Genomic DNA, 20636 nt, shown 5'->3' with positions numbered 1-20636 from the left:
ATGGATTATTCAATATTTTGTGTGAATTCACATAAGTTTATGAACGATTCATCCAAATCTTTCATATACTACAATAATTCCAAGAAAAATGATAAATTAGATATAAAAAAAGTCATGCGGTTATTTTTAATCGCATGACTTTTTGTTATTCATTTAATTCATGATTCAAAAATATTTTCGTACGAAGTTCTTTTGGGGATTTGATGACTTCATCGGGAGTACCTGATTCAATGATCCTTCCATCGTCCATGAAGATCACATGATTCGCGACATTGCTTGCAAATTCCATTTCATGCGTCACCACAATCATGGTCATATGTTCTTCTGCTAGATTTTTCATTACCTCTAGTACTTCTTTCGTCAATTGAGGATCCAGTGCGGATGTCGGTTCATCGAATAATAAAATATCGGGATCCATCATTAACGCTCTCGCAATCGCAACACGCTGTTTTTGGCCACCTGAAAGTCTAGAAGGTAATTCGTTAGCTTTGGAAGCCAATCCTACTTTTTCAAGTAACTCGATACTTCTATCACCATAATCTTTGGCTTTCTCTTTCTTCACAAGTTTAGGTGCTAGCTCCAAGTTCTGTTTTACCGTTAAATGCGGAAAAAGGTTGAACTGTTGAAAAACCATACCCATTTTCGAGTTGATTATCTTACTATCAGTAGGGTTTGCATAAACGCCATCTTTAACTAAGTAATCCCCGTCAACAGCAATACTGCCGCCACCTACTTGCTCTAACTGAATCAAACTTCTTAGCATCGTACTTTTTCCAGATCCCGACGGTCCGATAATGGCCATTACATCATTCTTTTGAACATCAAACGATATATCTTTCAATACTTCCAATGAACCGAATGATTTCTGTAAGTTACGTACTTCAATGAAAGACATTATTTTCTCTCCTCATTCATATTGCAGCTTTCTCTCTAAATACTTGAATACTACAGTTAACCCAAAAGCAATCAACAGATAAATACCCGCCGCAATGAAGAACGGAATGATGGTGAAATCCCTATTGACGACTGTTTGAGCATAATGAAGCAGTTCAGGAACAGCTACCGCGTATAAAAGGGCTGTATCCTTTACTAAAGACACCGATTCATTCGCAATGGGTGGCAATGTTACACGGAACATCTGTGGTAAAATCACACGTACCGTCGTCTGCCATTTCGATAATCCTAGTACTTGTGAAGCTTCATATTGTCCTTTATCGATGGAAAGTAATCCACCACGGAATATTTCAGCAAAGTACGCTGAATAGTTCAAAATAAACGCAAGTGTTGCCGCCACAAAACGGTCAAACACTAAATACTCACCAATTACCGGCAGAAGTGGTAAACCAAAAACAAAGAACAATAGCTGCAATAACAAAGGGGTCCCACGCATGACGTATATAAAAGTCTGCGCCAAATAAGAAATTGGTTTAATACTACTTCTTACGGCAAGTGTCAGCAGGAATCCAAGTGGAATAGATAGGACAATCGCTATTACGAATAATAAGACAGTCGCTTTAGCTCCTTCCAGCATAGGAATCAGCATGGACATAAAATATTCATAGCTCATTAATTAATTCCTCCAAAAAACCATTCAAGGTTTTATGTACTTCTCTTACTATATTAATACTAACGGAAGTCACTACTGCAACTTCCGTCAGTATTCCTTATTCTACATCTCAACGAAGAACTTTGTCTTCTCCGAACCATTCTGTGGAGATTTTAGCTGCAGTACCATCTTCATTCATAGTGTCTAACGCTTTTTGAAGATTTTCAAGCAATTCTTCATTGCCTTTTTTCACGCCAACGCCATATTCTTCCACAGCTAATGATCCATCTACTTTTGCAAAGACGCCTTCTTCTGTTGTCATATAATAATCGATAACGACTTCATCAATTACAACCGCATCGAGACGGCCAGTTTTTAAATCTGTCAATGCCAGAACATTGTCCGAGAATTCCGTGACATTCTTCACTTTTTCATGAATTGGATGACTCTCGAGCGCTGGGCCAGCAGATGATAATGCCTGCACACCTACAATTTTACCATCCAAGTCTTCAATCGCATTTACTTCAGAATCAGCTAATGTGACTACGACTTGGTTATTATCTAAATAAGGCTTCGTAAATAATACTTTTTCTTCTCTTTCTTTAGTGATCGTATAACCATTCCAAATCAAGTCGATACGTCCACTACTAAGTTCAGTTTCTTTAGTTTTCCAGTCAATAGGTTGGAACTTCGCCGTAGCTCCCATATGTTCAGCCGCTGCCGTTGCCATGTCAATATCGAAACCGACTAAATCATTTTTGTCATCACGGAACCCCATTGGTGCAAATTTATCATCAACACCGATGATGATTTCTTTTTTTCCTTCTTTACCTGTGTCCGATATCGATTTATCTTCTTCAGAAGACTTACCCGAACAGCCCGCCAGCATTAAGAATAATGCAGCGAATAATAAAGCAAGAGTGGTCTTTTTCATGTATTTTCCTCTTTTCTCAACTCTTTAGTACGTTAATGAGTTAGTATACTATAAAAATAACATTAGATGCACAAAATGAAAAGTAGCAAAATAAAAAACTGAAGGCAATCTCCATATTACAGGAGTTGTCTTCAGCCTTAAAATAGCTAGTGGCCGTACTCTTGCCGTTATTTACTTCTTCTAAACACTTTGTGACCATCGTATGAAAAAACAAGAGGTTTATTTTCAAGTATAGTCTCAATGTGCACGATGCGCCCCCAGAGTTGATGGATATGGGGCAGGACGTGTTCCAAATAGGGTAGATCAAGTTCTGTTTCTTCGTATCGATGAACTAGGTAAAGCTCGCCATTCCTCATATAATCACCGTCTTCAACTACTATATAAGGGAATCCGCCATTCACTCGTTGTCCAATTAGTTGATTCCGAACAGCTTCAGTCTGTTTGTCAGAGACTTTGTATTGATTATCCTGCTTTTCGAAAACGTACAAATCTTCTTGTTTAATCAGATCATCGGTCAAGTAATTACGAATGAAAGATGTATCATTTTCAATTTCACGTGCTTCGAATATTTTTTCGCGTCCTGACATGGCCTCCTCACCACGTGCAGTAGCTTGTTTAGCTAATAAATCGTAGCGCTCTTCAATGTCTTCATACATTTTAACACCTAGATAGTATGGATTGATCGAGGTCTTAGAAGGTTGCAGTACACTTGCGTTCAGTTTTGCAAATTCAATGGTCTCAGAGGGTGTTAAATCCATTTGGCGCAAGATGGTTTGATGCCAATATGATGCCCAGCCTTCATTCATGATTTTCGTTTCCAGTTGTGGCCAGAAATAGAGCATTTCTTCTCTTAACATTGTTAAGATATCCGCTTGCCACTCTGTAAGATTGCGACTATTTTCAAGTATAAATAATAAGATATCTTTTTGTTGTTCTTTCGGATTCTTTTTATGCATCTCAATTGCTTGCTGGCCAGGAATAGTGCGTTGATCCAGATCCCATAAATCTTCATAAGCAGATCTTTTAGGCGGTTTCACAATTGATGGAGACGGAATGATGTCGCGCATAATACTAGGGTCAACGTGTTCTTGAATCGCTAATACCGCATCAAGAAATGTCTCCACACGTTTCTTACCATAGCGTACCTCATAGTCTGCAATCCGTTCAGCTGTAGCTGACATACTTTCAACCATGTCTTTACGCGTCTTTGAGAAATAGATATTATTCTTAAAAAAATCACAATGGGCCAATACGTGGGCAATGATCAATTTATTTTGAATTAAACTATTTGTATTCAATAAAAATGCATAACATGGATTTGAATTAATAACTAACTCATAGATCTTGCTCAAACCAATGTCATACTGCAATTTCATCTTGTGGAATTGTTTTCCAAAACTCCAATGCGTGAAACGTGTTGGCATTCCGTAAGCGCCAAATGTATACAGTATATCTGCTGGGCATATTTCGTAGCGCATCGAGTAAAAATCGAGTCCAAAACCACTGGCAATCTCCGTGATTTCATCAATTGCATAATATAGTGCCTGTTGATCGGTCAGCGTAATCCCTCCGTTCGCTTTTCGAAAAACTTCTTAAGTGCATAGTAGACGTCACGGTTTTTCTGTAAAATATAGTAATTAAATTTAGGATGTTCAATGGATTTATACGCAGACATCAACGTGGACATTCTTCGATGTTCATTGACCTCTGCATAGCCGAACATATTGGATATTGCTAATAATTCATCCACGTGTTCCAGACACTTCTTATTATCACTCGTCATATTTTCCCCATCTGAAAAATGTACAGGGTATATATTATAACTTGTAGGGGGATAAGACTCCTTGATGACTTCTAATGCTTTACTATAGGCAGATGAACATCTCGTACCGCCACTTTCTCCTTTATTAAAAAAGTTTTCTTCTGTCACTACCTTCGCTTCTGTATGATGCGCAATGAATTCGATTTCTACTGTTTCATACTTTGTCCGTAAAAACTTCGTCATCCAAAAAAAGAAACTACGTGCCATATATTTCTCAAACTTTCCCATTGAACCACTAGTATCCATCATAGCAATGACTACCGCTTTAGATTGTGGTTTTTCCACAGGATTCCATGTTTTGAAACGTAGATCATCTTCCAAAATCGGTGCTACTTCTGCTTTTCCATTCATTGCATTACGTTTAATAGCCGATAATAATGTTCTTTTTTTATCAATATTTCCGATCAAACCTTTTTTGCGAATATCCGTGAAATCGATATCTTCAATGGTTGTGACAGACTGTTCTTTTTGTTCCAAGTCTGGTAATTCCAACTCTTTAAAGAACATCTCTTCTAATTCTTCAATCGAAACTTCGGTTTCATAGATATCCTCGCCTGGCTGATCACCAGCTTCTTTCCCATCACCAGGTTGTGCTTGTTTTTCTCCTTGTGCTACGATATCCCCTACTGCACTATCGCCTTCACCTTGGCCAACGTGCTTGGACTTATCATGGTTGTATCTAATTTTAAATTCATCCAATGAGCGAATCGGTATTTTCACCATGTCTTTTCCGTTTGAAAGGATAATGTTCTCTTCACTGATTAAGTCAGGTAAGTTACTTTTTAACACTTCGTTTATTTTATCCAGATGGCGTTGCTGATCTTGGTGACCTTTGCGATGGAGAGACCAATTTTCTTCAGTGACAACGAATCGACTTTTCTGATTTTCTTCCACTCGTATCCCCGCCTATCTCTCGAACAATTTGTTTCCTTATCATATGCGGTGGCCATTTGAATATTGACAAAATAAAAGAGACCTCTTGAATTGAGGTCTCTCGTTTCATATTACGTAGGCTGGCAATATCGCTTAATTAATGATTACAAACGTACTTATCTATTCAATAAACTTCCCACATATCGCAACAGTTCATTTGCCGAGACGGAGTTGTAGCCGTGTTCATCTACTAAACGTGCTACTACTTCATTCATTTTCTTCAGCTGCGTTTCATCCGGTGTGGCAGAAGTCGTCGTGATCTTCACAACGTCTTTGAGATCAGCGAAAAGCTTTTTCTGAATTGCTTCACGCAACCGATCATGGGAGCGATAATCAAAGCGCTGGTGTTTCCTTGCGTATGCAGAGATGCGGATTAAAATCTCTTCTCGGAATGCTTTTTTTGCATTCTCCGAAATGCCAATTTGCTCTTCTAGAGAACGCATCAACTTTTCATCGGGATTAATTTCTTCACCTGTAAGTGGATCACGTAATTTGTTTTTATTGCAATATGCTTCGACGTTATCCAAATAATTATCCATCAATGTTTTAGCGGACTCTTCATAGGAATACACGAAAGCTTTCTGGACTTCTTTTTTCGCAATTTCATCATACTCTTTACGTGCCATAGAAATATAGTTCATATAGGTGTCACGATCTTCGGAAGAGATAGAGGCATGCTGATCAAAGCCGTCTTTTAATGAACGCAATACATCCAGCGCGTTAATGCTAGGTACTTCTTTTCGAATGATAGCAGAAGAAATACGGTTGATGACGTAACGTGGATCAATTCCATCCATACCTTCATCGATAAATTCGTTCTTCAGTTCTTCAGCATCTGCATCGTTAAAGCCTTCGACGTTCTGACCGTCATACAAACGTAGCTTTTTCAAACGATCAATTCCTTGTTTCTTCGATGCTTTCAAACGTGTAAGAACAGAAAAAATAGCAGCTACGCGCAGCGCATGTGGTGCGATGTGCACGTGAGCTATATCACTTTCACGTATCATTTTTTCATAGATTTTTTCTTCAGCACTCACTTTCAGATTGTACGGAACTGGAATGACAATCATTCTGGAGTGAAGCGCTTCGTTCTTTTTATTGCTGATAAATGAACGATATTCCGTCTCATTTGTATGTGCGACAATTAGTTCATCTGCACTGATCAATGCAAAGCGGCCTGCCTTGAAATTCCCTTCCTGCGTTAAGGACAATAAATGCCAAAGAAACTTTTCATCAAGTTTCAGCATTTCTTGGAATTCCATCATGCCACGATTTGCTATATTCAATTCCCCATCAAATCGATATGCACGCGGATCCGATTCAGAACCATATTCAGCAATAGTCGAGAAGTCTATGCTTCCCGTCAAATCTGCAATATCCTGAGATTTTGGATCGGAAGGTGTGAATGTTCCAATTCCTACTCGACGATCCTCTGAAAATAAGATACGTTCTACTATAACATTTTCAATCTTACCTCCAAATTCTTCGTCCACACGCAATTGATTCAGAGGCGATAAACTACCTTCAATTCGTATACCATATTCTTCAAAGAATGACTTCCTTAACGATTCGGGAATCAAATGCAATGGATCTTCATGCATTGGACATCCCTTGATAGCATATACCGCCCCTTCGTCTGTACGGGAAAAGGCTTCGAGTCCGCGTTTTAACATCGAAACGATAGTAGATTTACCACCACTGACAGGTCCCATTAGTAACAGTACGCGTTTTTTAACATCTAAACGCTTTGCTGCCGGATGAAAATACTCTTCTACTAATCGTTCGATGGATTCTTCTAAACCATATAACTCTTGATCAAAGAAATTATACACTTTCTTGCCGTCCTTCTTTTCAATGCCTGCACTTTTTATCATTTCATAAATACGGGAATGAGCAGTTTGAGCCACTTCTTTACGCTCTTTTATTAAATTTAAATACTCCAGGAATGTACCTTCCCACTTTAACTGATTTTCTTCTTTGCGATAATTATGCAACTGACGAATAATATCCAACATATCTCCTCCAATTAGGCTATGATGTATTATCTTATGTCCACGAAGTGTAAAACATTCATCACGTACTTTGGAAGAAAAATATAAAACCTAATATTTACACTACTTTCTTTCTTTATATTCCGTTAAGATAGAAAGTAACAGTTTTGGAAAAGAGGCATTTCATGAGAAAACAACATAAAAAAGAAACAGTAGGTCATTTACTCAGACGCTATTTATTCATTTCAATTGGTGTTGTAGTCACAGCCATCGCACTAGACTTATTTTTAATTCCTAACTCTGTAATAGATGGGGGAATTATTGGGATTGCTCTTATATTAAACTTCATTACCAGTATTCCATTCGGGATTTTAATATTGATTCTGAATCTACCGTTTTTATTTTTCGGCTATAAACATATCGGGAAAAACTTCTTTATCTCTTCATCTTATGCGATCGCGTTACTGGCAATTGTAGAGATTCCACTTAAAAATGTAGGTCCTTTCGTTACCGATTCTTTACTTGCGACAGTTTTTGGAGGTTTATTACTAGGTGCGGGTGTCGGAACCATTATACGTAATGGCGGAGCGCTAGACGGAACGGAGATTCTTGGAATTCTACTAACTAAAAAGATTCCGTACAGCGTCGGAGAATTCGTCATGTTCTTCAACCTCTTCATCTTCGGCTGGGCCGGCTTTGTTCTTGGACCAGAAAAAGCAATGTATTCAATCATTACATACTATATCGCTTCTAAAGCGATCGACATTGTCATACAAGGGCTGGATGAGACAAAAGCGGTCTTTATCATCTCGGATGAATATGAAGAACTTGGGGAAGCGATTCGTCTGCGACTCGGTCGTAGCATCACGAAGTTGCACGGTCGTGGTGGTTATACTGATAATGAAAAAGATGTCATCTATGTCGTAGTGACTAGGCTAGAGATTTCAAAACTGAAGCAAATCACTACCGATATAGACCCTTCCGCATTCCTAACCATTATGAATACACAGGAAACGCATGGAGCGACTTTCAAGTCACCCATACATTAAAAGAAACCGCCACTCAAATGAGTGGCGGTTTCTTGTCTCTTACTGGAAGACAATGGTTTTATTATTCTCTACTATCACTCGATCTTCAAGATGCCACTTCACTGCACGCGCTAGCACACGTCGCTCAATCGTGCGGCCAATCTTCTTCAATTGGACGATATCATCACGGTGATCCACACGCTCGATGTCTTGCTCAATGATTGGACCTTCGTCCAAATCATTCGTCACATAGTGGGACGTTGCACCGATTAATTTCACACCACGTCCAAAGGCTCTCTCGTAAGGACGCGCGCCGATAAATGCCGGTAAGAATGAATGGTGGATATTGATGATTTGATTCGGGAAGTGACTGACAAACTCTGGAGTTAGAATTTGCATATAACGTGCTAGTACCAAAACATCTACTTTGTATTCTTCCATCAGCTGTACTTGCTGACGCTCCACATCTTTGCGAATATCTTTATTCGCTGGAATATAGTGGAACGGAATTCCATATGACTCGACCATAGCACGTGCGTCTTCATGATTACTAATGACAACAACGATGTCCGTATTTAAATCGCCATTGTACCATTCCCATAGCAGCTCCATTAAGCAGTAAGGTTCTTTTGATACGAAAATAGCGGTGCGCTTTAGTTCCACTGCATAGGAAAAACTGTAGTCGAGCTCGTGCTGATTTGCGATTTCCTTAAAATCCGCTTCAAATTCTTCTTTCTTATCCAATAAATTGTCTAAGTGGAATTCGATACGCAGATAGAACATGCCGCCTTCAGGATCGGTCGAGTATTGGCTAGACTCTACGATGTTTGCTTTATGTTGCAACAAAAATGTTGAAACAGCAGATACGATTCCTGGTTTATCGGAACATTTCACTAACAGTCTGCCGATATTTTTTAATGCTGCGGATTGTTCTACTAAATGTGTTGTGATTTTACTTTGGGTTGACATTTTTTCATCTCCTACATTTAAAGTTGCTTAATGAATAAGTTCCCCAGCCAGAACGGCTAGGGAACGTGTGAACTCTTCTATTACAGTATGAAGCAACTTAGCCTATTTCGCAAAAATCTTACTCTGATTTATTTTCTAAACCTTTACCCATTCCTTTTAGGAAGTTCATACCGAATGTTAACGCACGGTTTATATCTGGATCATTGATAGATTTCATCAATTGAAGAACACCCGTTTTCTGCCCTTCTTCATTTCCTTGCTCAGCTTCAGTTACTCCCTTTTGTATACTTTTAGAAAGTTGCTGAATAGTTACTGGATCTAATGCGGTTAATACTCCAGCTCCCGCCATCAGATTATTCAACATATTCGTAACTGGCTCCCTTGAAACTTGCCCCAAAGCGATACCCGTGATTTTTTCTTTCGAATGAAGCATGGCTTGCAACGCATCTAATGCGCCAATCTTATGCAGCTCTCCTGTAATTTCCATGATCTTCTGCAAAGACTCTTCCTGTTCTGCAATCTGTTTCTGCAGTTCGGCCAATTTTTCCTGCTGAATTTCTAGTTCAGATCGTTCTGCTCTTTTAATAGAAGTAATTGGTGCCGCCATTGACATTCACCTCACTGTTTATTGATCTGTTAATTGGACGTATCCTGGTCGATTCCATTTACGCTGTACTTCCACGCCATTTTGCGGATGACGTTTCTTATCGCGGTGGTTACTCTTCGGTAGTGGATTCTCGCCTTGTTTTTCAAGCACTTCCATGCGAACTTTCGTCTGCTTGTACGCCGGAGTATTTGTGCGTTCATCGGTAGCCGGTCCTGTTAAGAAGTTAATCGCTGATTCCTTATCAACTGAGTTCATCGGTAAGAATAATTCATTTTTTCGCACCCTATCTGTGACGACTGCTGGCAATTTAACAGCTCCATATGGTGAGATCAGTCTTACATAAGTACCTGTTACTACCCCGCGTTCTTTTGCCAATTCAGGAGAAACTTCCACAAATATATTCGGAACCTTCTCTTGGATTCCTTCAGATTTATTCGTCATATTCCCTTCATGGAAATGCTCCAACATACGCCCATTGTTAATATGAAGATCAAATTCTTCAGGGAATTTAACTGGTTCAATCCAATCGGATAATGCAAAGCGTGCTTTCTTATCTGCGAAATTAAATCCATCCGTATAAAGAAGTGGTGTACTCTCGCCTTGTAAACTGCCCCAGAGGAAACTGCCCCAATCTTCCAACATGTCATAAGAAGCGCCTGAGAATATAGGACTTAAACTAGTCATCTCAGCAAAAATATCGCCTGGATGCGTATAATTCCAGTTTGCCCCTAAACGATTCGCAACTTCTTGGATGATCCACCAATCTTGACGGGAGTCGCCTTTATTCGGCAATGCTTTATATAGTCGTTGGACGCGACGTTCCGTATTTGTGAACGTACCATCTTTTTCAAGGGACGGCACTGCAGGCAAAATGACGTTTGCATACTGTGCTGTACGTGAGAAGAAAATGTCTTGTACAACTAGGAAGTCGAGTTTGGATAATACATCATGAACATAGTTCGCATTGGAATCTACGAGGGCCATATCTTCTCCTACAATGTACATACCTTTCATAACGCCCTCATCAATCGAATGAAGCATTTGAATATTGTCAAGGCCAGGTTTGCTATCTATTTCTACACCATAAGCTTGTTCGAATTTCTGTCGTGCTGCATCATCTGTAATATGCTGATAGCCAGGCAACCAACCAGGTAAGCTTCCCATATCACATGCACCTTGTACGTTATTGTGTCCACGTAAAGGATATGCGCCTGCACCTGTACGACGGTAATTTCCTGTTGCGAGCAATAAATTCGAAATTGCGGCGGATGTATCAGAACCACCTGTATTTTGTGTAACACCCATTCCCCATAAGATACACGTACCATCAGCATCGCGAATCATTTCTGCAGTATGAATCAAAACTTCTTTTGAAATACCTGTTACTTTTTCTGCATATTCGAGTGTATAGCGATTCAAGACTTCATTAAATTCATCGAAATGATGCACATTCTCTTCAATGAATTGCTGATCATGCCAACCTTGATCAATTAAGTATTTCGTGACCGCCATCAGCCATACTTGATCTGTACCTTGTTGAGGTGTCATGAAGATATCAGCACGCTCCGCCATTTCATGCTTTCTAAGATCGGCTACGATTAACTTTTGACCGTGGAGCTTATGCGCACGCTTTACACGTGTCGCAAGAACAGGATGTCCTTCTGCGGGGTTTGCTCCCACAATAATAACTAAGCCTGCTTCAGCAATATCTTTAATAGTTCCAGCGTCGCCACCCATTCCTACTGTACGGAACAATCCGTCTGTCGCAGGTGATTGGCAATAACGCGAACAGTTATCTACGTTATTAGTACCGAATACTTGGCGCGCGAACTTTTGAATGACGTAATTCTCTTCGTTAGTAATTTTAGATGAAGATATGACGCCAATTCCGTTACTTCCATGCTCGTCGCGGATTTCGCCAAGGTTTTTCGCGACCAAATCCAATGCTTCTTCCCATGAGGCTTCTACAAATTCTTCCCCTTTACGAATAAGAGGTGTGGTAATACGTTCTTCACTATTTACAAAATCCCAGCCGAATTTTCCTTTGACACACGTAGAGATCTGGTTGACCGGTGCATCGGAAACAGGCTGTATTTTTAATATTGTACGATCTTTCGTCCATACTTCAAATGAACAGCCAACTCCACAGAATGTACAAACTGTTTTCGTTTTATCAATTTTTGATTCACGCATCGCTGCTTCAACATCGGAAATGGCCATAATACTGCTGTAACCAGGCTCTACATCCTTTATCAGATCCACCATAGGCTCCATCAAATCGTCGCCCATCTTCGTCATAAATCCAGCTTCTCCAAGCATAGTTTTCTCCATCAGAGCATTACATGGACAAACTGTAATACAATGGCCGCAACCTACGCAAGACGAATCATTAATTTTCGCGCCGCCATCCCATAGAACAATCGGCCGGTCACGTTCCCAGTCGATAGAAAGGGTCTCGTTCACTTGCAAGTTTTGACAGACTTCCACGCACTGACCACAAGCAATACATTGATTCGGGTCATAGCGATAAAACGGATGAGTTAAATCTACTTCGTCTTTTGAACATTTTGGTTCATACGGATATTTTTGTTCTTCCACTTCCATAAGTGCCACCGTATTATGTACTTTACAATTCCCATTATTGTTATCACAAACAGTACAATAGAGTAAATGGTTTTCTAAAATCCGATCCATAGCTTCCGTTTGTGCTTCTTTTGCACGCGGAGACGCTAATTTAACATCCATGCCATCGACTGCTTGTGTCGAGCAAGCACGTGTTAATTCACCATTCACTTCGACAATGCACGTATCGCATGTCTGAATCGGATCAACTTCAGGCAAATAACAGATTTGAGGGTGCTCTATTTTATTTGCATTGATGATTTGAATAAGCGTTGCCCCTGGTTGGAAGTCGAAAATTTTATCATTGATTGAAATAGACATACAGGCATCCTCCTCTTTCTAAAATAAAAAAATCCACCATAAAAAAACCGTCTTCGCGGAAATTTTTATGGTGGAATAGTTTCTTAACAGGTCTTGCTAAAGAACCAATCCATACTTACTATTACATGTAGTTGATGAACTTCTAGCAATCACATACTAGATTTACATCTGTTGTGTATTTAGTATAAAGTAATAAAGCGTATAACACAATGATAATTCTTAAATAGTTAGATTATTCTGTAATATAGAAAGGTGGACATTCCATGAAAAAAGTTCATGAATTTAACGATATTATCCGCAAACTACGGAAAGATTTATTTGGCAAAGGCCCAGAACGTATTCATACAATATTTATTGATAATATGGCAGTTTCTACGCTCTACGGTAATTTGACTCCGACCGAAAAGTTCATCGCGGGAACACAAGACGGTAAAGAAATGGTGCACCGCGCACGGACTAGCATGATTCAGGAAGTTTATAAAAAAGAACCACCTGCTGGATTGGAAGAATTGGTTGAAGCAAAATTTTTACATTTATTTAGCGATTTTAAAATTGATGATGATATTGCCGTATCAGTTTTTTTATTTGATCGTTCGATTGATTGAGAGGAGGGCGGACTATGGAGCAACAACAACAACGATCCGTTATTCGATTCCAAAATGGAAATGTATTTGAAAAAGAAGATCAAGTCGCCGTAGAATATGCTGTTACAATAAAACTAAATAACCAAGAATTTGCGACAATTGTGTGTACACCGGAATATATCGAGGATATGACAGTAGGTTTTCTAGCTTCAGAAGGTGTCGTTCCGAAATGGGAGCAAATTAAAGACATACGCCTAGATTTAGAAAACGGATTTATTCATGTCGATACGGATAAAGTGTACCCTTTCTTTGAGCAGTTACAAAATAAGCGTTATATTACTTCTTGTTGTGGAATGAGTAGACAAGGATTTATTTTCGCAAGTGATGCGCTAACCGCAAAAAAGATGGATAGAATTTCAGTCCATCTCACACCTGTGCAAATATTTTCTCTGATGAATGACATGGAAGAACAAGCTGATATGTTCCGTCATACTGGCGGCGTACATAATGCTGCTTTGTGCGCACCTGATCAACTACTGCTATCACGAATGGATATCGGAAGGCATAATGCACTGGATAAAATTTACGGACATTGTCTGAAGAACGATATTACTGTTCGCGATAAGATTATTGTCTTCAGTGGACGAATCTCCTCTGAAATTTTACTGAAAGTTGCTAAGATTGGATGCGAAATTGTATTATCCAAGTCTGCACCTACTGAATTAGCCTTGACTTTGGCAGAAGATTTAGGAATAACGACAGTAGGATTCATACGCGGAGAATCATTTAACGTCTACACACATGCCGAACGAATTTGTATGGATATCTCTTAAAAAATTTCCAGCCGCAGGAAAAAGTAATATTGACAATCCTGTGAAATGATAATATTATACTCCTTAATCCTATCTCGCATTCCAGTTTATGTTTATTAAGTTCCGTTTCTTGTCATCTTCCCACTGAGCAACATGTCAAATATTCTTTTATACAAGCAGTTAGGGAACTTTGCAGACTGATAGTATTTTTACTGGAATACAGATTGTGAAAAAATGAATGTAAAGGAGGACTACGAATGAAAAAAACGAAGAACAGATGGCTTATTGCGTTATCTGCTGTAGGTATCCATATTTCCATCGGATCTGTTTATGCCTGGAGCAACTTCACCAACCCGCTTATTGAGGAGTTTGGTTGGACAACAAGTCAAGTTCAGTTAACGTTCAGTATCGCTATTTTATTTCTTGGTTTATCTGCTGCATTTTTAGGCCATTTTGTGGAGAAATACGGCCCTAGAAAAGCCGGGCTACTCGCTGCTCTATTCTTTGGTGTAGGAGTAACCGGTTCAGGATTGGCGGTAGGTATGTCTTCATTACCATTACTCTATGTCTTTTATGGAATGCTAGGCGGAATTGGATTAGGTGTAGGATATATTGCACCTGTTTCAACACTCGTCAAATGGTTCCCAGATCGTAGAGGACTCGCCACAGGGCTCGCTATCATGGGCTTTGGATTTGCGGCAGCTGTCAGTAGTCCGATTATGGAGTATTTGATTGTCAACGTTGGAATCCAGAACACTTTCTATATTCTTGGGATTTCGTATTTCCTGATCATGCTTCTTTCTTCTTTATATCTTGAGAAGCCTGAAGAAGGATGGGCACCGCCAGGATTCATTGAAAAAGTACGTTCAGGTAAAAAAGAAATCAGAGAAGATCTTGCTCAATTAACAGCAAATCAAGCAGTGAAAACAAAACGTTTTTATTATTTATGGCTCATGCTATTCATTAACGTTACTTGTGGTATTGCAATTCTTTCTGCTGCAAAACCAATGGCGATTGACAGTATCGGCATGACGACTGTTCAAGCAGCCGCATTAGTTGGTGTCCTTGGTATCTTTAACGGTGCTGGAAGACTTGGTTGGGCTACGATATCAGATTATATTGGTCGGCCAAACACGTACACTACGTTCTTCGTCATTCAGTTAGTTCTGTTCGCTATTTTACCATTCACGACGAATGCAATTATTTTCCAAGTCATTCTAGCCGTGATCTATACATGCTACGGAGGAGGTTTCGCTTCGATTCCTGCATATATTGGTGATATTTTTGGAACGAGACAACTTGGTGCTATCCACGGATACATACTAACAGCTTGGTCAGCAGCTGGCGTGGCCGGACCGATGTTTGCTGCGTGGATGAAAGATACTACCGGAAGTTATGAAAGCAGTCTGCTATTCTTTGCTGGCTTATTCGTAGTCGCGCTTATTATTTCTTTACTCATTCGGGTCGATATTAAAAGACTACGCAATGAAAAAGAAGACATTGTAGCGGTTGAGCCTGCTATTGCTGCAACAAAATAAAAACACGAACATCATTCTGTTCTAAGAATGATGTTCGTGTTTTTTACTTTTCAGTTTGCTTAAATGTGTCTCCACCATTAATCGTCCCTAATTCAAAGCCGTGTTCGAACCAATAAGTTCGTTGCTTAGCTGTGCCGTGTGTGAAACTTTCAGGTACGACATATCCTCTTGCACGCTTTTGAATCGTATCATCACCTACTGCACCAGCTGCTGTAATGGCCTCTTGCAAATCTCCTTGTTCCAAATACCCCTGACCTTGTGCATGATGTGCCCAGACACCCGCAAAATAGTCTGCCTGCAATTCAAATCGCACTAAATATTTATTAAATTCTTCTTCGCTCATCTTTTGACGCAACGGCATGACTTGATCAGAAATTCCAAGCAATGTCTGTACATGATGCCCTACCTCATGTGCCACTACATAAGCCATAGCGAAGTCTCCAGGTGCTTTAAATGACCCTTGTAATTCATCGTAAAACGATAAATCAATATATAATTTTTGATCACCAGGACAGTAAAAAGGACCTGCAGCTGCACTTCCGAAACCACATGCTGTATCTACTTTGCCCGAATACAGTACGAGGGTAGGATTTTCATACTGAATGCCCTCTTGAGCGAACAATTCTGTCCAAACATCTTCTGTATCTGCGAGTACTACCGAAACAAAATCGGCCAACTCTTTATCTTGTTCCGTCTCTACGTACGGCTGATCTGGCACGGCTGAACTGCTATCCAATAAATCACCAGGGTTACCACCTAGAATAAGAAATAATATAATTCCAACGATACCAAGACCGCCACCGCCTAATGCAATAGCACCTCCGCCTCCTCCGCTTCGCCCTCTTCGATCTTCAACATTTGAACTTTTTCTCCGTCCATCTGTTTTCACATTAACTCCCCCATTTCCTCTTCAGATAAGTGAATTTTAAATATGTATATAGGTGCTACTTGATTACAATTTACCCATCTTTGCGAAGAAGCAAACAAGACAGTGACGATAATTGAGTGAGCTATTTATTGTGAATTAGCAGAAAGCTATTCCACCTATTCGCTTTTTCATATATACTTTACTTTAGAGTTGTAAACTACTGAAGGAGTGATTTTGTTGAGTAATCAAAAGTCTGTCTATAATTTTAATGCGGGTCCATCTGCTCTTCCAAGCGAAGTTCTCGAAAAAGCGCAAGCTGAATTGGTGAATTTCAAAGCATCTGGAATGTCTATTATGGAAATGAGTCACCGCAGCGCTACTTATGAACAAGTACATAATCAAGCGATTGAACGTTTGCGTTCTTTATTCGCAATTCCTGAAAACTATGAAGTGCTATTCTTACAAGGTGGAGCGAGTCTTCAATTTGCGATGGTTCCTATGAACTTCTTGGCTGAAGGGAAAAAAGCGAGTTATATCATGTCCGGTGCTTGGTCAGATAAAGCCTTAAAAGAAGCGAAGACCATTGGCGAAGTATACGAATCTGCATCTACAAAAAGTTCAAATTACAATCGGGTTCCTTCTATCGATGAAATTACTTTTGACGATTCTGATGCGTACGTACATATCACTTCTAACAACACGATATTCGGTACACAATTCCACGAGTTTCCTTCAACTGGAAATGTCCCTTTGATTGCTGATATGTCCAGTGACATTCTATCAAGACCACTTGACGTAAGTAAATTTGGTATGATTTACGCGGGCGCACAGAAAAACCTCGGTCCTTCAGGTGTTACAGTTGCGATTATCCGAAAAGACTTGTTGGAAAATGCAAATAGCGAAATTCCAACTATTTTAAAGTACAGCACACATGCTTCAAGTAACTCTTTATATAACACACCACCATCTTTCGGTATTTATATGTTGGGTGAAGTACTGGGCTGGATGCAAGAACAAGGCGGCTTGGAACAAATCTCAAAACGCAACGAAGAGAAAGCTAATTTAATCTATGATGTGATTGATAACAGCAATGGTTTCTATACAGGTCATGCTGAAAAAGATAGTCGTTCATTGATGAATATTACATTCCGTGTAGCGGATGAAGAATTAGAAAAGAAATTTTTACAAGAAGCTAAAGAAGCAGGATTTGTTGGATTAAATGGTCACCGTTCGGTAGGTGGTTGCAGAGCCTCTGCATACAATGCAGTACCATACGCAGCATGTGAAGCATTGCAAAAATTCATGCTTAATTTTCAAGAAAGTCACAAATAATCAAAAAAACCAGTACACTTTATATCAAAGTGTACTGGTTTTTCAATGTTTTATAATTGAAAATTCTTTTGAAAAAGCCAATTGCAATGAACTGAACGTTTGGATATTCGAAAAATCCAATCCGAGCTCTGTTGATGCATGCGCAATTTCTGGACGGATTCCCGTAATCGTGCATCTCGTTCCTAATAGAGACAGCACTTTTGTAATTTGATAAATCTGCTGCGCTACTAACGTATCAATTACAGTAACTCCTGATAAATCGATAAACAAATGTTCGATATCAGATTCTAGACTCTTCTCTGGGATGCTTTCCAACATAATCCGGGCACGTAGTTCATCCAAATCGCCAATCAAGGGGACAACACCAATAGTTTCGGTTATTTTGATGACTGGCGAACTTAACTCATTGATTAAACTTTGTTGAATATCGAACCTGCTATTGATGTATTCATTATACGTTTGTGCAAACTCAATATAAATTTGATCAAATGCATTATTAAGCGTTTCACTCCAGCGCACATAATCTTCAATCGTGATCTCATTTTCGTTTACGAAGTGAAATTCTTTTATGAAACGCCAATACGTTAAACGCACCTTACTTAATGCATCAATTACATCTTCTATTGGAGTATTGCTGTTTACTCTACTAAGGGCCACGACAGAAGCCCATTTCTTTTTGTTTTTCTCAAAAATTTCCTGATCATCAAGTAAACTACTAGTGATAGTTAGATTCGTTAATTTGTTTTGTTCCCGAAGAGTTTCTTCCATTTTCGGACAAGCATTGAGTGAATAAATAGAGTCCTCTTCTACCTTCCTCATAGACAGCCAAGAAGTCGTAATTTCAGGTAACTTTGCCAATAAATATTCATATAGCTTAATATCAAGCTGTTTCATCTAACATCCTCCTGGATACGTTCATCGTTCTTATTGAATGTATAAAATTAATTGATTAGTATCAAAATCAAATATATTTAATATAATCCCAATTGCGGTTATGTATTTGTATATTGACTCATAATAAGTCGTACCATACTCTTTTTCATACTGAGCCATTGGATAAATATACTGTTCTTCGGAAGGATTAGGTAAGAACTTCCACGGTCTCGGAGACTCATTAGATTTTTCGGCATGGGCCTCTACTAAAAGATTGTAAAAATCTTTTACCTTTTCTTTAGGGAAGTCATAATATAGAACAGATTCATTTTTCTTAATGGGCTTCAGATTTTCTTGTATCCAATGGACAATCGGATGCTCAATAGGTGCCGAATGAACACGTCTTAAGTATTGTTCGGATTTCAATCCGTTTTGAATATATTCTTTCTCACAAAACGTCATATACAAAAATTTCATACATGCCTCTCCTTTGTAAAAGGTCTTATTCATAACAATTTCTTTTACTAGTATACCTTATACAACATCTATTCATATAATTTCTCAATACTTTGTTCCACCGTCTCCATATTCTTCAAGTAGTTCCTCAAAACTTTTATTCTTTTCACGTTCTTTACGCTCTTGAATACGTTTTTCTTTTTCTTTTTCTAGTTTCGTTTCTTCTACAACCTTCATTTCTTGCTTCATCTCTTTTAATTTGGCTAGTACATCCTCATCCATAAAATCTGAAAGTAAAGAAGCAGAATGGTCTACAGTATTTCCCTTTTGGTTACTTGATGCTTTTCGTTGTTTCTTTGACATATTAATCACTACTTTCTGTATGATAATAGAATGGCCTTCTTTGCTTTATCCAGTTAAATTTTAGGGGTTTTACATTGCCCTTCCCCACTTTAATTACGTACAATAGAATGAGGGAGGGATGTTTATGTCTAGCTTACCAAAAAACGTAACATTAATCGAGGTTGGTCCACGTGACGGCTTACAAAATGAAAAAAATAGTATTCCTACTGATCAAAAATTAGCTTTTATCCACGCTTTACAGCAGGCGGGGCTTCATGAAATGGAAGTCACTTCATTTGTATCGCCAAAGTGGGTTCCGCAAATGTCCGATTCCACAGAAATTATGGCGAATATAAGAAAACAAGGCAGACAACTTGTTCTTACACCGAATGCACATGGTGTCGAGAATGCTCTCAGAGCCGGCGCAGATAGCATGGCGGTCTTTGTAGGTGTCAGCGATACATTTAATCAGCACAATATCAATCGCACTACTGAAGAGAGTGTTGAGACGCTAAGACCGATTATAGATCAGCTGAAAAAAGATCATCATTTTGTCAGAGCCTGTATTTCAACCGCATTTCACTGTCCATATGAAGGCTTCATTCCACAGGAACAAACAATCTCTCTTTGCAGGCAATTTGTTGATATGGGCGTGGATGAATTAAGTGTGGCGGATACAGATGGTATGGCAAATCCTTTAGCTAGTTTTACCTTATTCCAAGAACTGAAGAAACAGTTTCCAAATACTTTACTCACTGCGCATTTTCATGACACGCGTAAATTAGGTTTAGCGAATATTTATGCCTCTTTACAAGCGGGCGTGGATCGATTCGATACCTCTGCTGGTGGTCTCGGAGGCTGTCCTTTCGCTCCAGGTGCTACAGGTAATGTTGCTACGGAAGATGTTTTATATTTATTGGAGTCTCTTAATATAGAGACAGGGATTGATATGGACAAAGTATGCTTAGCAGTAGATGAAGTTGCACCTTATCTGTCACGTCCAATCGAAACAGCTATGTATAATTTATATAAAAGAAGAAAGTAAACGGAAAGGAGAA

Annotated in this window: 19 protein-coding genes; 6 read left to right on the top strand and 13 right to left on the bottom strand. The window is 39.1% G+C overall.

What is annotated here, in order from left to right; genetic code table 11:
* Positions 1-145 precede the first annotated feature (145 nt).
* The 6 genes from Q7P97_RS14745 to Q7P97_RS14720 form a co-directional block, all read right to left on the bottom strand.
* Positions 146-895 (bottom strand): amino acid ABC transporter ATP-binding protein, encoded by a 750-nt coding sequence (locus tag Q7P97_RS14745; protein WP_303970236.1) that lies wholly within the window; start codon positions 893-895, stop codon positions 146-148.
* A gap of 12 nt (positions 896-907) precedes the next feature.
* The gene (locus tag Q7P97_RS14740; protein ID WP_085428743.1) at positions 908-1567 is read right to left on the bottom strand and encodes an amino acid ABC transporter permease; all 660 of its coding nucleotides are present in this window, start codon (positions 1565-1567) and stop codon (positions 908-910) included.
* Between the two features lie 109 nt (positions 1568-1676).
* Positions 1677-2480: an amino acid ABC transporter substrate-binding protein gene (locus tag Q7P97_RS14735; RefSeq protein ID WP_303970233.1), complete on the bottom strand. Its 804-nt coding sequence runs from the start codon at positions 2478-2480 to the stop codon at positions 1677-1679.
* A gap of 167 nt (positions 2481-2647) precedes the next feature.
* Positions 2648-4039 (bottom strand): SpoVR family protein, encoded by a 1392-nt coding sequence (locus Q7P97_RS14730; protein ID WP_483315720.1) that lies wholly within the window; start codon positions 4037-4039, stop codon positions 2648-2650.
* Positions 4036-5196 carry a sporulation protein YhbH gene (gene yhbH, locus Q7P97_RS14725; RefSeq protein WP_303970231.1) on the bottom strand — a complete coding sequence of 387 codons (1161 nt, stop codon included), beginning with the start codon at positions 5194-5196 and terminating at the stop codon, positions 4036-4038. Before yhbH ends, Q7P97_RS14730 begins: the two co-directional genes overlap by 4 nt.
* Positions 5197-5351: 155 nt before the next feature.
* Entirely contained in the window at positions 5352-7250 is a 1899-nt protein-coding gene (locus Q7P97_RS14720) for a PrkA family serine protein kinase (protein WP_483315719.1), read from the bottom strand.
* Between the two features lie 161 nt (positions 7251-7411).
* On the opposite strand from Q7P97_RS14720, the gene Q7P97_RS14715 reads away from it, so the two are divergent.
* Positions 7412-8275 carry a YitT family protein gene (locus Q7P97_RS14715; RefSeq protein WP_303970227.1) on the top strand — a complete coding sequence of 288 codons (864 nt, stop codon included), beginning with the start codon at positions 7412-7414 and terminating at the stop codon, positions 8273-8275.
* A 39-nt stretch (positions 8276-8314) separates the two neighbouring features.
* Here Q7P97_RS14715 and purU read toward each other — a convergent pair whose 3' ends face one another.
* The 3 genes from purU to fdhF all read right to left on the bottom strand — a co-directional run bounded on the left by purU (position 8315) and on the right by fdhF (position 12773).
* Positions 8315-9223, bottom strand: a complete 909-nt coding sequence (gene purU, locus Q7P97_RS14710; RefSeq protein ID WP_303970225.1) for a formyltetrahydrofolate deformylase — start codon at positions 9221-9223, stop codon at positions 8315-8317.
* 118 nt (positions 9224-9341) lie between these two features.
* Positions 9342-9830, bottom strand: coding sequence for a helical membrane plugin domain-containing protein (locus tag Q7P97_RS14705; RefSeq protein ID WP_303970223.1), 489 nt, complete (start codon positions 9828-9830; stop codon positions 9342-9344).
* Between the two features lie 18 nt (positions 9831-9848).
* Positions 9849-12773, bottom strand: coding sequence for a formate dehydrogenase subunit alpha (gene fdhF, locus Q7P97_RS14700; RefSeq protein ID WP_303970221.1), 2925 nt, complete (start codon positions 12771-12773; stop codon positions 9849-9851).
* A gap of 263 nt (positions 12774-13036) precedes the next feature.
* On the opposite strand from fdhF, the gene Q7P97_RS14695 reads away from it, so the two are divergent.
* From Q7P97_RS14695 to Q7P97_RS14685, 3 genes are all read left to right on the top strand, one after another.
* A complete protein-coding gene (locus Q7P97_RS14695; RefSeq protein ID WP_303970219.1) occupies positions 13037-13378 on the top strand; it encodes a Na-translocating system protein MpsC family protein in 342 nt (113 codons plus the stop codon).
* Positions 13379-13392: 14 nt separating this feature from the next.
* Positions 13393-14190 (top strand): formate dehydrogenase accessory sulfurtransferase FdhD, encoded by a 798-nt coding sequence (gene fdhD / locus Q7P97_RS14690; protein WP_303970217.1) that lies wholly within the window; start codon positions 13393-13395, stop codon positions 14188-14190.
* Between the two features lie 236 nt (positions 14191-14426).
* Positions 14427-15707 (top strand): L-lactate MFS transporter, encoded by a 1281-nt coding sequence (locus Q7P97_RS14685; protein WP_303970216.1) that lies wholly within the window; start codon positions 14427-14429, stop codon positions 15705-15707.
* Between the two features lie 43 nt (positions 15708-15750).
* Here Q7P97_RS14685 and ypfJ read toward each other — a convergent pair whose 3' ends face one another.
* On the bottom strand, positions 15751-16596 hold the full coding sequence (gene ypfJ / locus Q7P97_RS14680) for a KPN_02809 family neutral zinc metallopeptidase (RefSeq protein WP_085428731.1): 846 nt from the start codon (positions 16594-16596) through the stop codon (positions 15751-15753).
* Between the two features lie 213 nt (positions 16597-16809).
* Here ypfJ and serC point away from each other — a divergent pair, with 213 nt between their 5' ends.
* Positions 16810-17907, top strand: coding sequence for a 3-phosphoserine/phosphohydroxythreonine transaminase (gene serC / locus Q7P97_RS14675; RefSeq protein WP_483315718.1), 1098 nt, complete (start codon positions 16810-16812; stop codon positions 17905-17907).
* Positions 17908-17949: 42 nt separating this feature from the next.
* Here the strand turns inward: serC and Q7P97_RS14670 are convergent, their stop codons facing one another.
* From Q7P97_RS14670 to Q7P97_RS14660, 3 genes are all read right to left on the bottom strand, one after another.
* The gene (locus Q7P97_RS14670; RefSeq protein WP_303970213.1) at positions 17950-18801 is read right to left on the bottom strand and encodes an STAS domain-containing protein; all 852 of its coding nucleotides are present in this window, start codon (positions 18799-18801) and stop codon (positions 17950-17952) included.
* A 30-nt stretch (positions 18802-18831) separates the two neighbouring features.
* Positions 18832-19257: a hypothetical protein gene (locus tag Q7P97_RS14665; protein ID WP_303970211.1), complete on the bottom strand. Its 426-nt coding sequence runs from the start codon at positions 19255-19257 to the stop codon at positions 18832-18834.
* 84 nt (positions 19258-19341) lie between these two features.
* Positions 19342-19599: a YqkE family protein gene (locus Q7P97_RS14660; protein ID WP_303970209.1), complete on the bottom strand. Its 258-nt coding sequence runs from the start codon at positions 19597-19599 to the stop codon at positions 19342-19344.
* 124 nt (positions 19600-19723) lie between these two features.
* Between Q7P97_RS14660 and Q7P97_RS14655 the strand changes: the two genes are divergently transcribed.
* Positions 19724-20623 carry a hydroxymethylglutaryl-CoA lyase gene (locus Q7P97_RS14655; RefSeq protein WP_303970207.1) on the top strand — a complete coding sequence of 300 codons (900 nt, stop codon included), beginning with the start codon at positions 19724-19726 and terminating at the stop codon, positions 20621-20623.
* Positions 20624-20636 lie beyond the last annotated feature (13 nt).

The organism is Sporosarcina ureae (assembly GCF_029267015.1).
GTDB lineage: Bacteria > Bacillota > Bacilli > Bacillales_A > Planococcaceae > Sporosarcina > Sporosarcina ureae_D.
The sequence above is the reverse complement of the archived record's forward strand: the minus strand, read 5'-3'. Positions and strand labels throughout refer to the sequence as shown.

Bases quoted from the DNA above. Each gene is read 5' to 3' on its own strand.
- Q7P97_RS14745 (WP_303970236.1), bottom strand. From the start codon at position 895: ATGTCTTTCATTGAAGTACGTAACTTACAGAAATCATTCGGTTCATTG.
- Q7P97_RS14740 (WP_085428743.1), bottom strand. From the start codon at position 1,567: ATGAGCTATGAATATTTTATGTCCATGCTGATTCCTATGCTGGAAGGA.
- Q7P97_RS14735 (WP_303970233.1), bottom strand. From the start codon at position 2,480: ATGAAAAAGACCACTCTTGCTTTATTATTCGCTGCATTATTCTTAATG.
- Q7P97_RS14720 (WP_483315719.1), bottom strand. From the start codon at position 7,250: ATGTTGGATATTATTCGTCAGTTGCATAATTATCGCAAAGAAGAAAAT.
- Q7P97_RS14715 (WP_303970227.1), top strand. From the start codon at position 7,412: ATGAGAAAACAACATAAAAAAGAAACAGTAGGTCATTTACTCAGACGC.
- purU (WP_303970225.1), bottom strand. From the start codon at position 9,223: ATGTCAACCCAAAGTAAAATCACAACACATTTAGTAGAACAATCCGCA.
- Q7P97_RS14705 (WP_303970223.1), bottom strand. From the start codon at position 9,830: ATGGCGGCACCAATTACTTCTATTAAAAGAGCAGAACGATCTGAACTA.
- fdhF (WP_303970221.1), bottom strand. From the start codon at position 12,773: ATGTCTATTTCAATCAATGATAAAATTTTCGACTTCCAACCAGGGGCA.
- Q7P97_RS14695 (WP_303970219.1), top strand. From the start codon at position 13,037: ATGAAAAAAGTTCATGAATTTAACGATATTATCCGCAAACTACGGAAA.
- fdhD (WP_303970217.1), top strand. From the start codon at position 13,393: ATGGAGCAACAACAACAACGATCCGTTATTCGATTCCAAAATGGAAAT.
- Q7P97_RS14685 (WP_303970216.1), top strand. From the start codon at position 14,427: ATGAAAAAAACGAAGAACAGATGGCTTATTGCGTTATCTGCTGTAGGT.
- Q7P97_RS14670 (WP_303970213.1), bottom strand. From the start codon at position 18,801: ATGAAACAGCTTGATATTAAGCTATATGAATATTTATTGGCAAAGTTA.
- Q7P97_RS14665 (WP_303970211.1), bottom strand. From the start codon at position 19,257: ATGAAATTTTTGTATATGACGTTTTGTGAGAAAGAATATATTCAAAAC.
- Q7P97_RS14660 (WP_303970209.1), bottom strand. From the start codon at position 19,599: ATGTCAAAGAAACAACGAAAAGCATCAAGTAACCAAAAGGGAAATACT.
- Q7P97_RS14655 (WP_303970207.1), top strand. From the start codon at position 19,724: ATGTCTAGCTTACCAAAAAACGTAACATTAATCGAGGTTGGTCCACGT.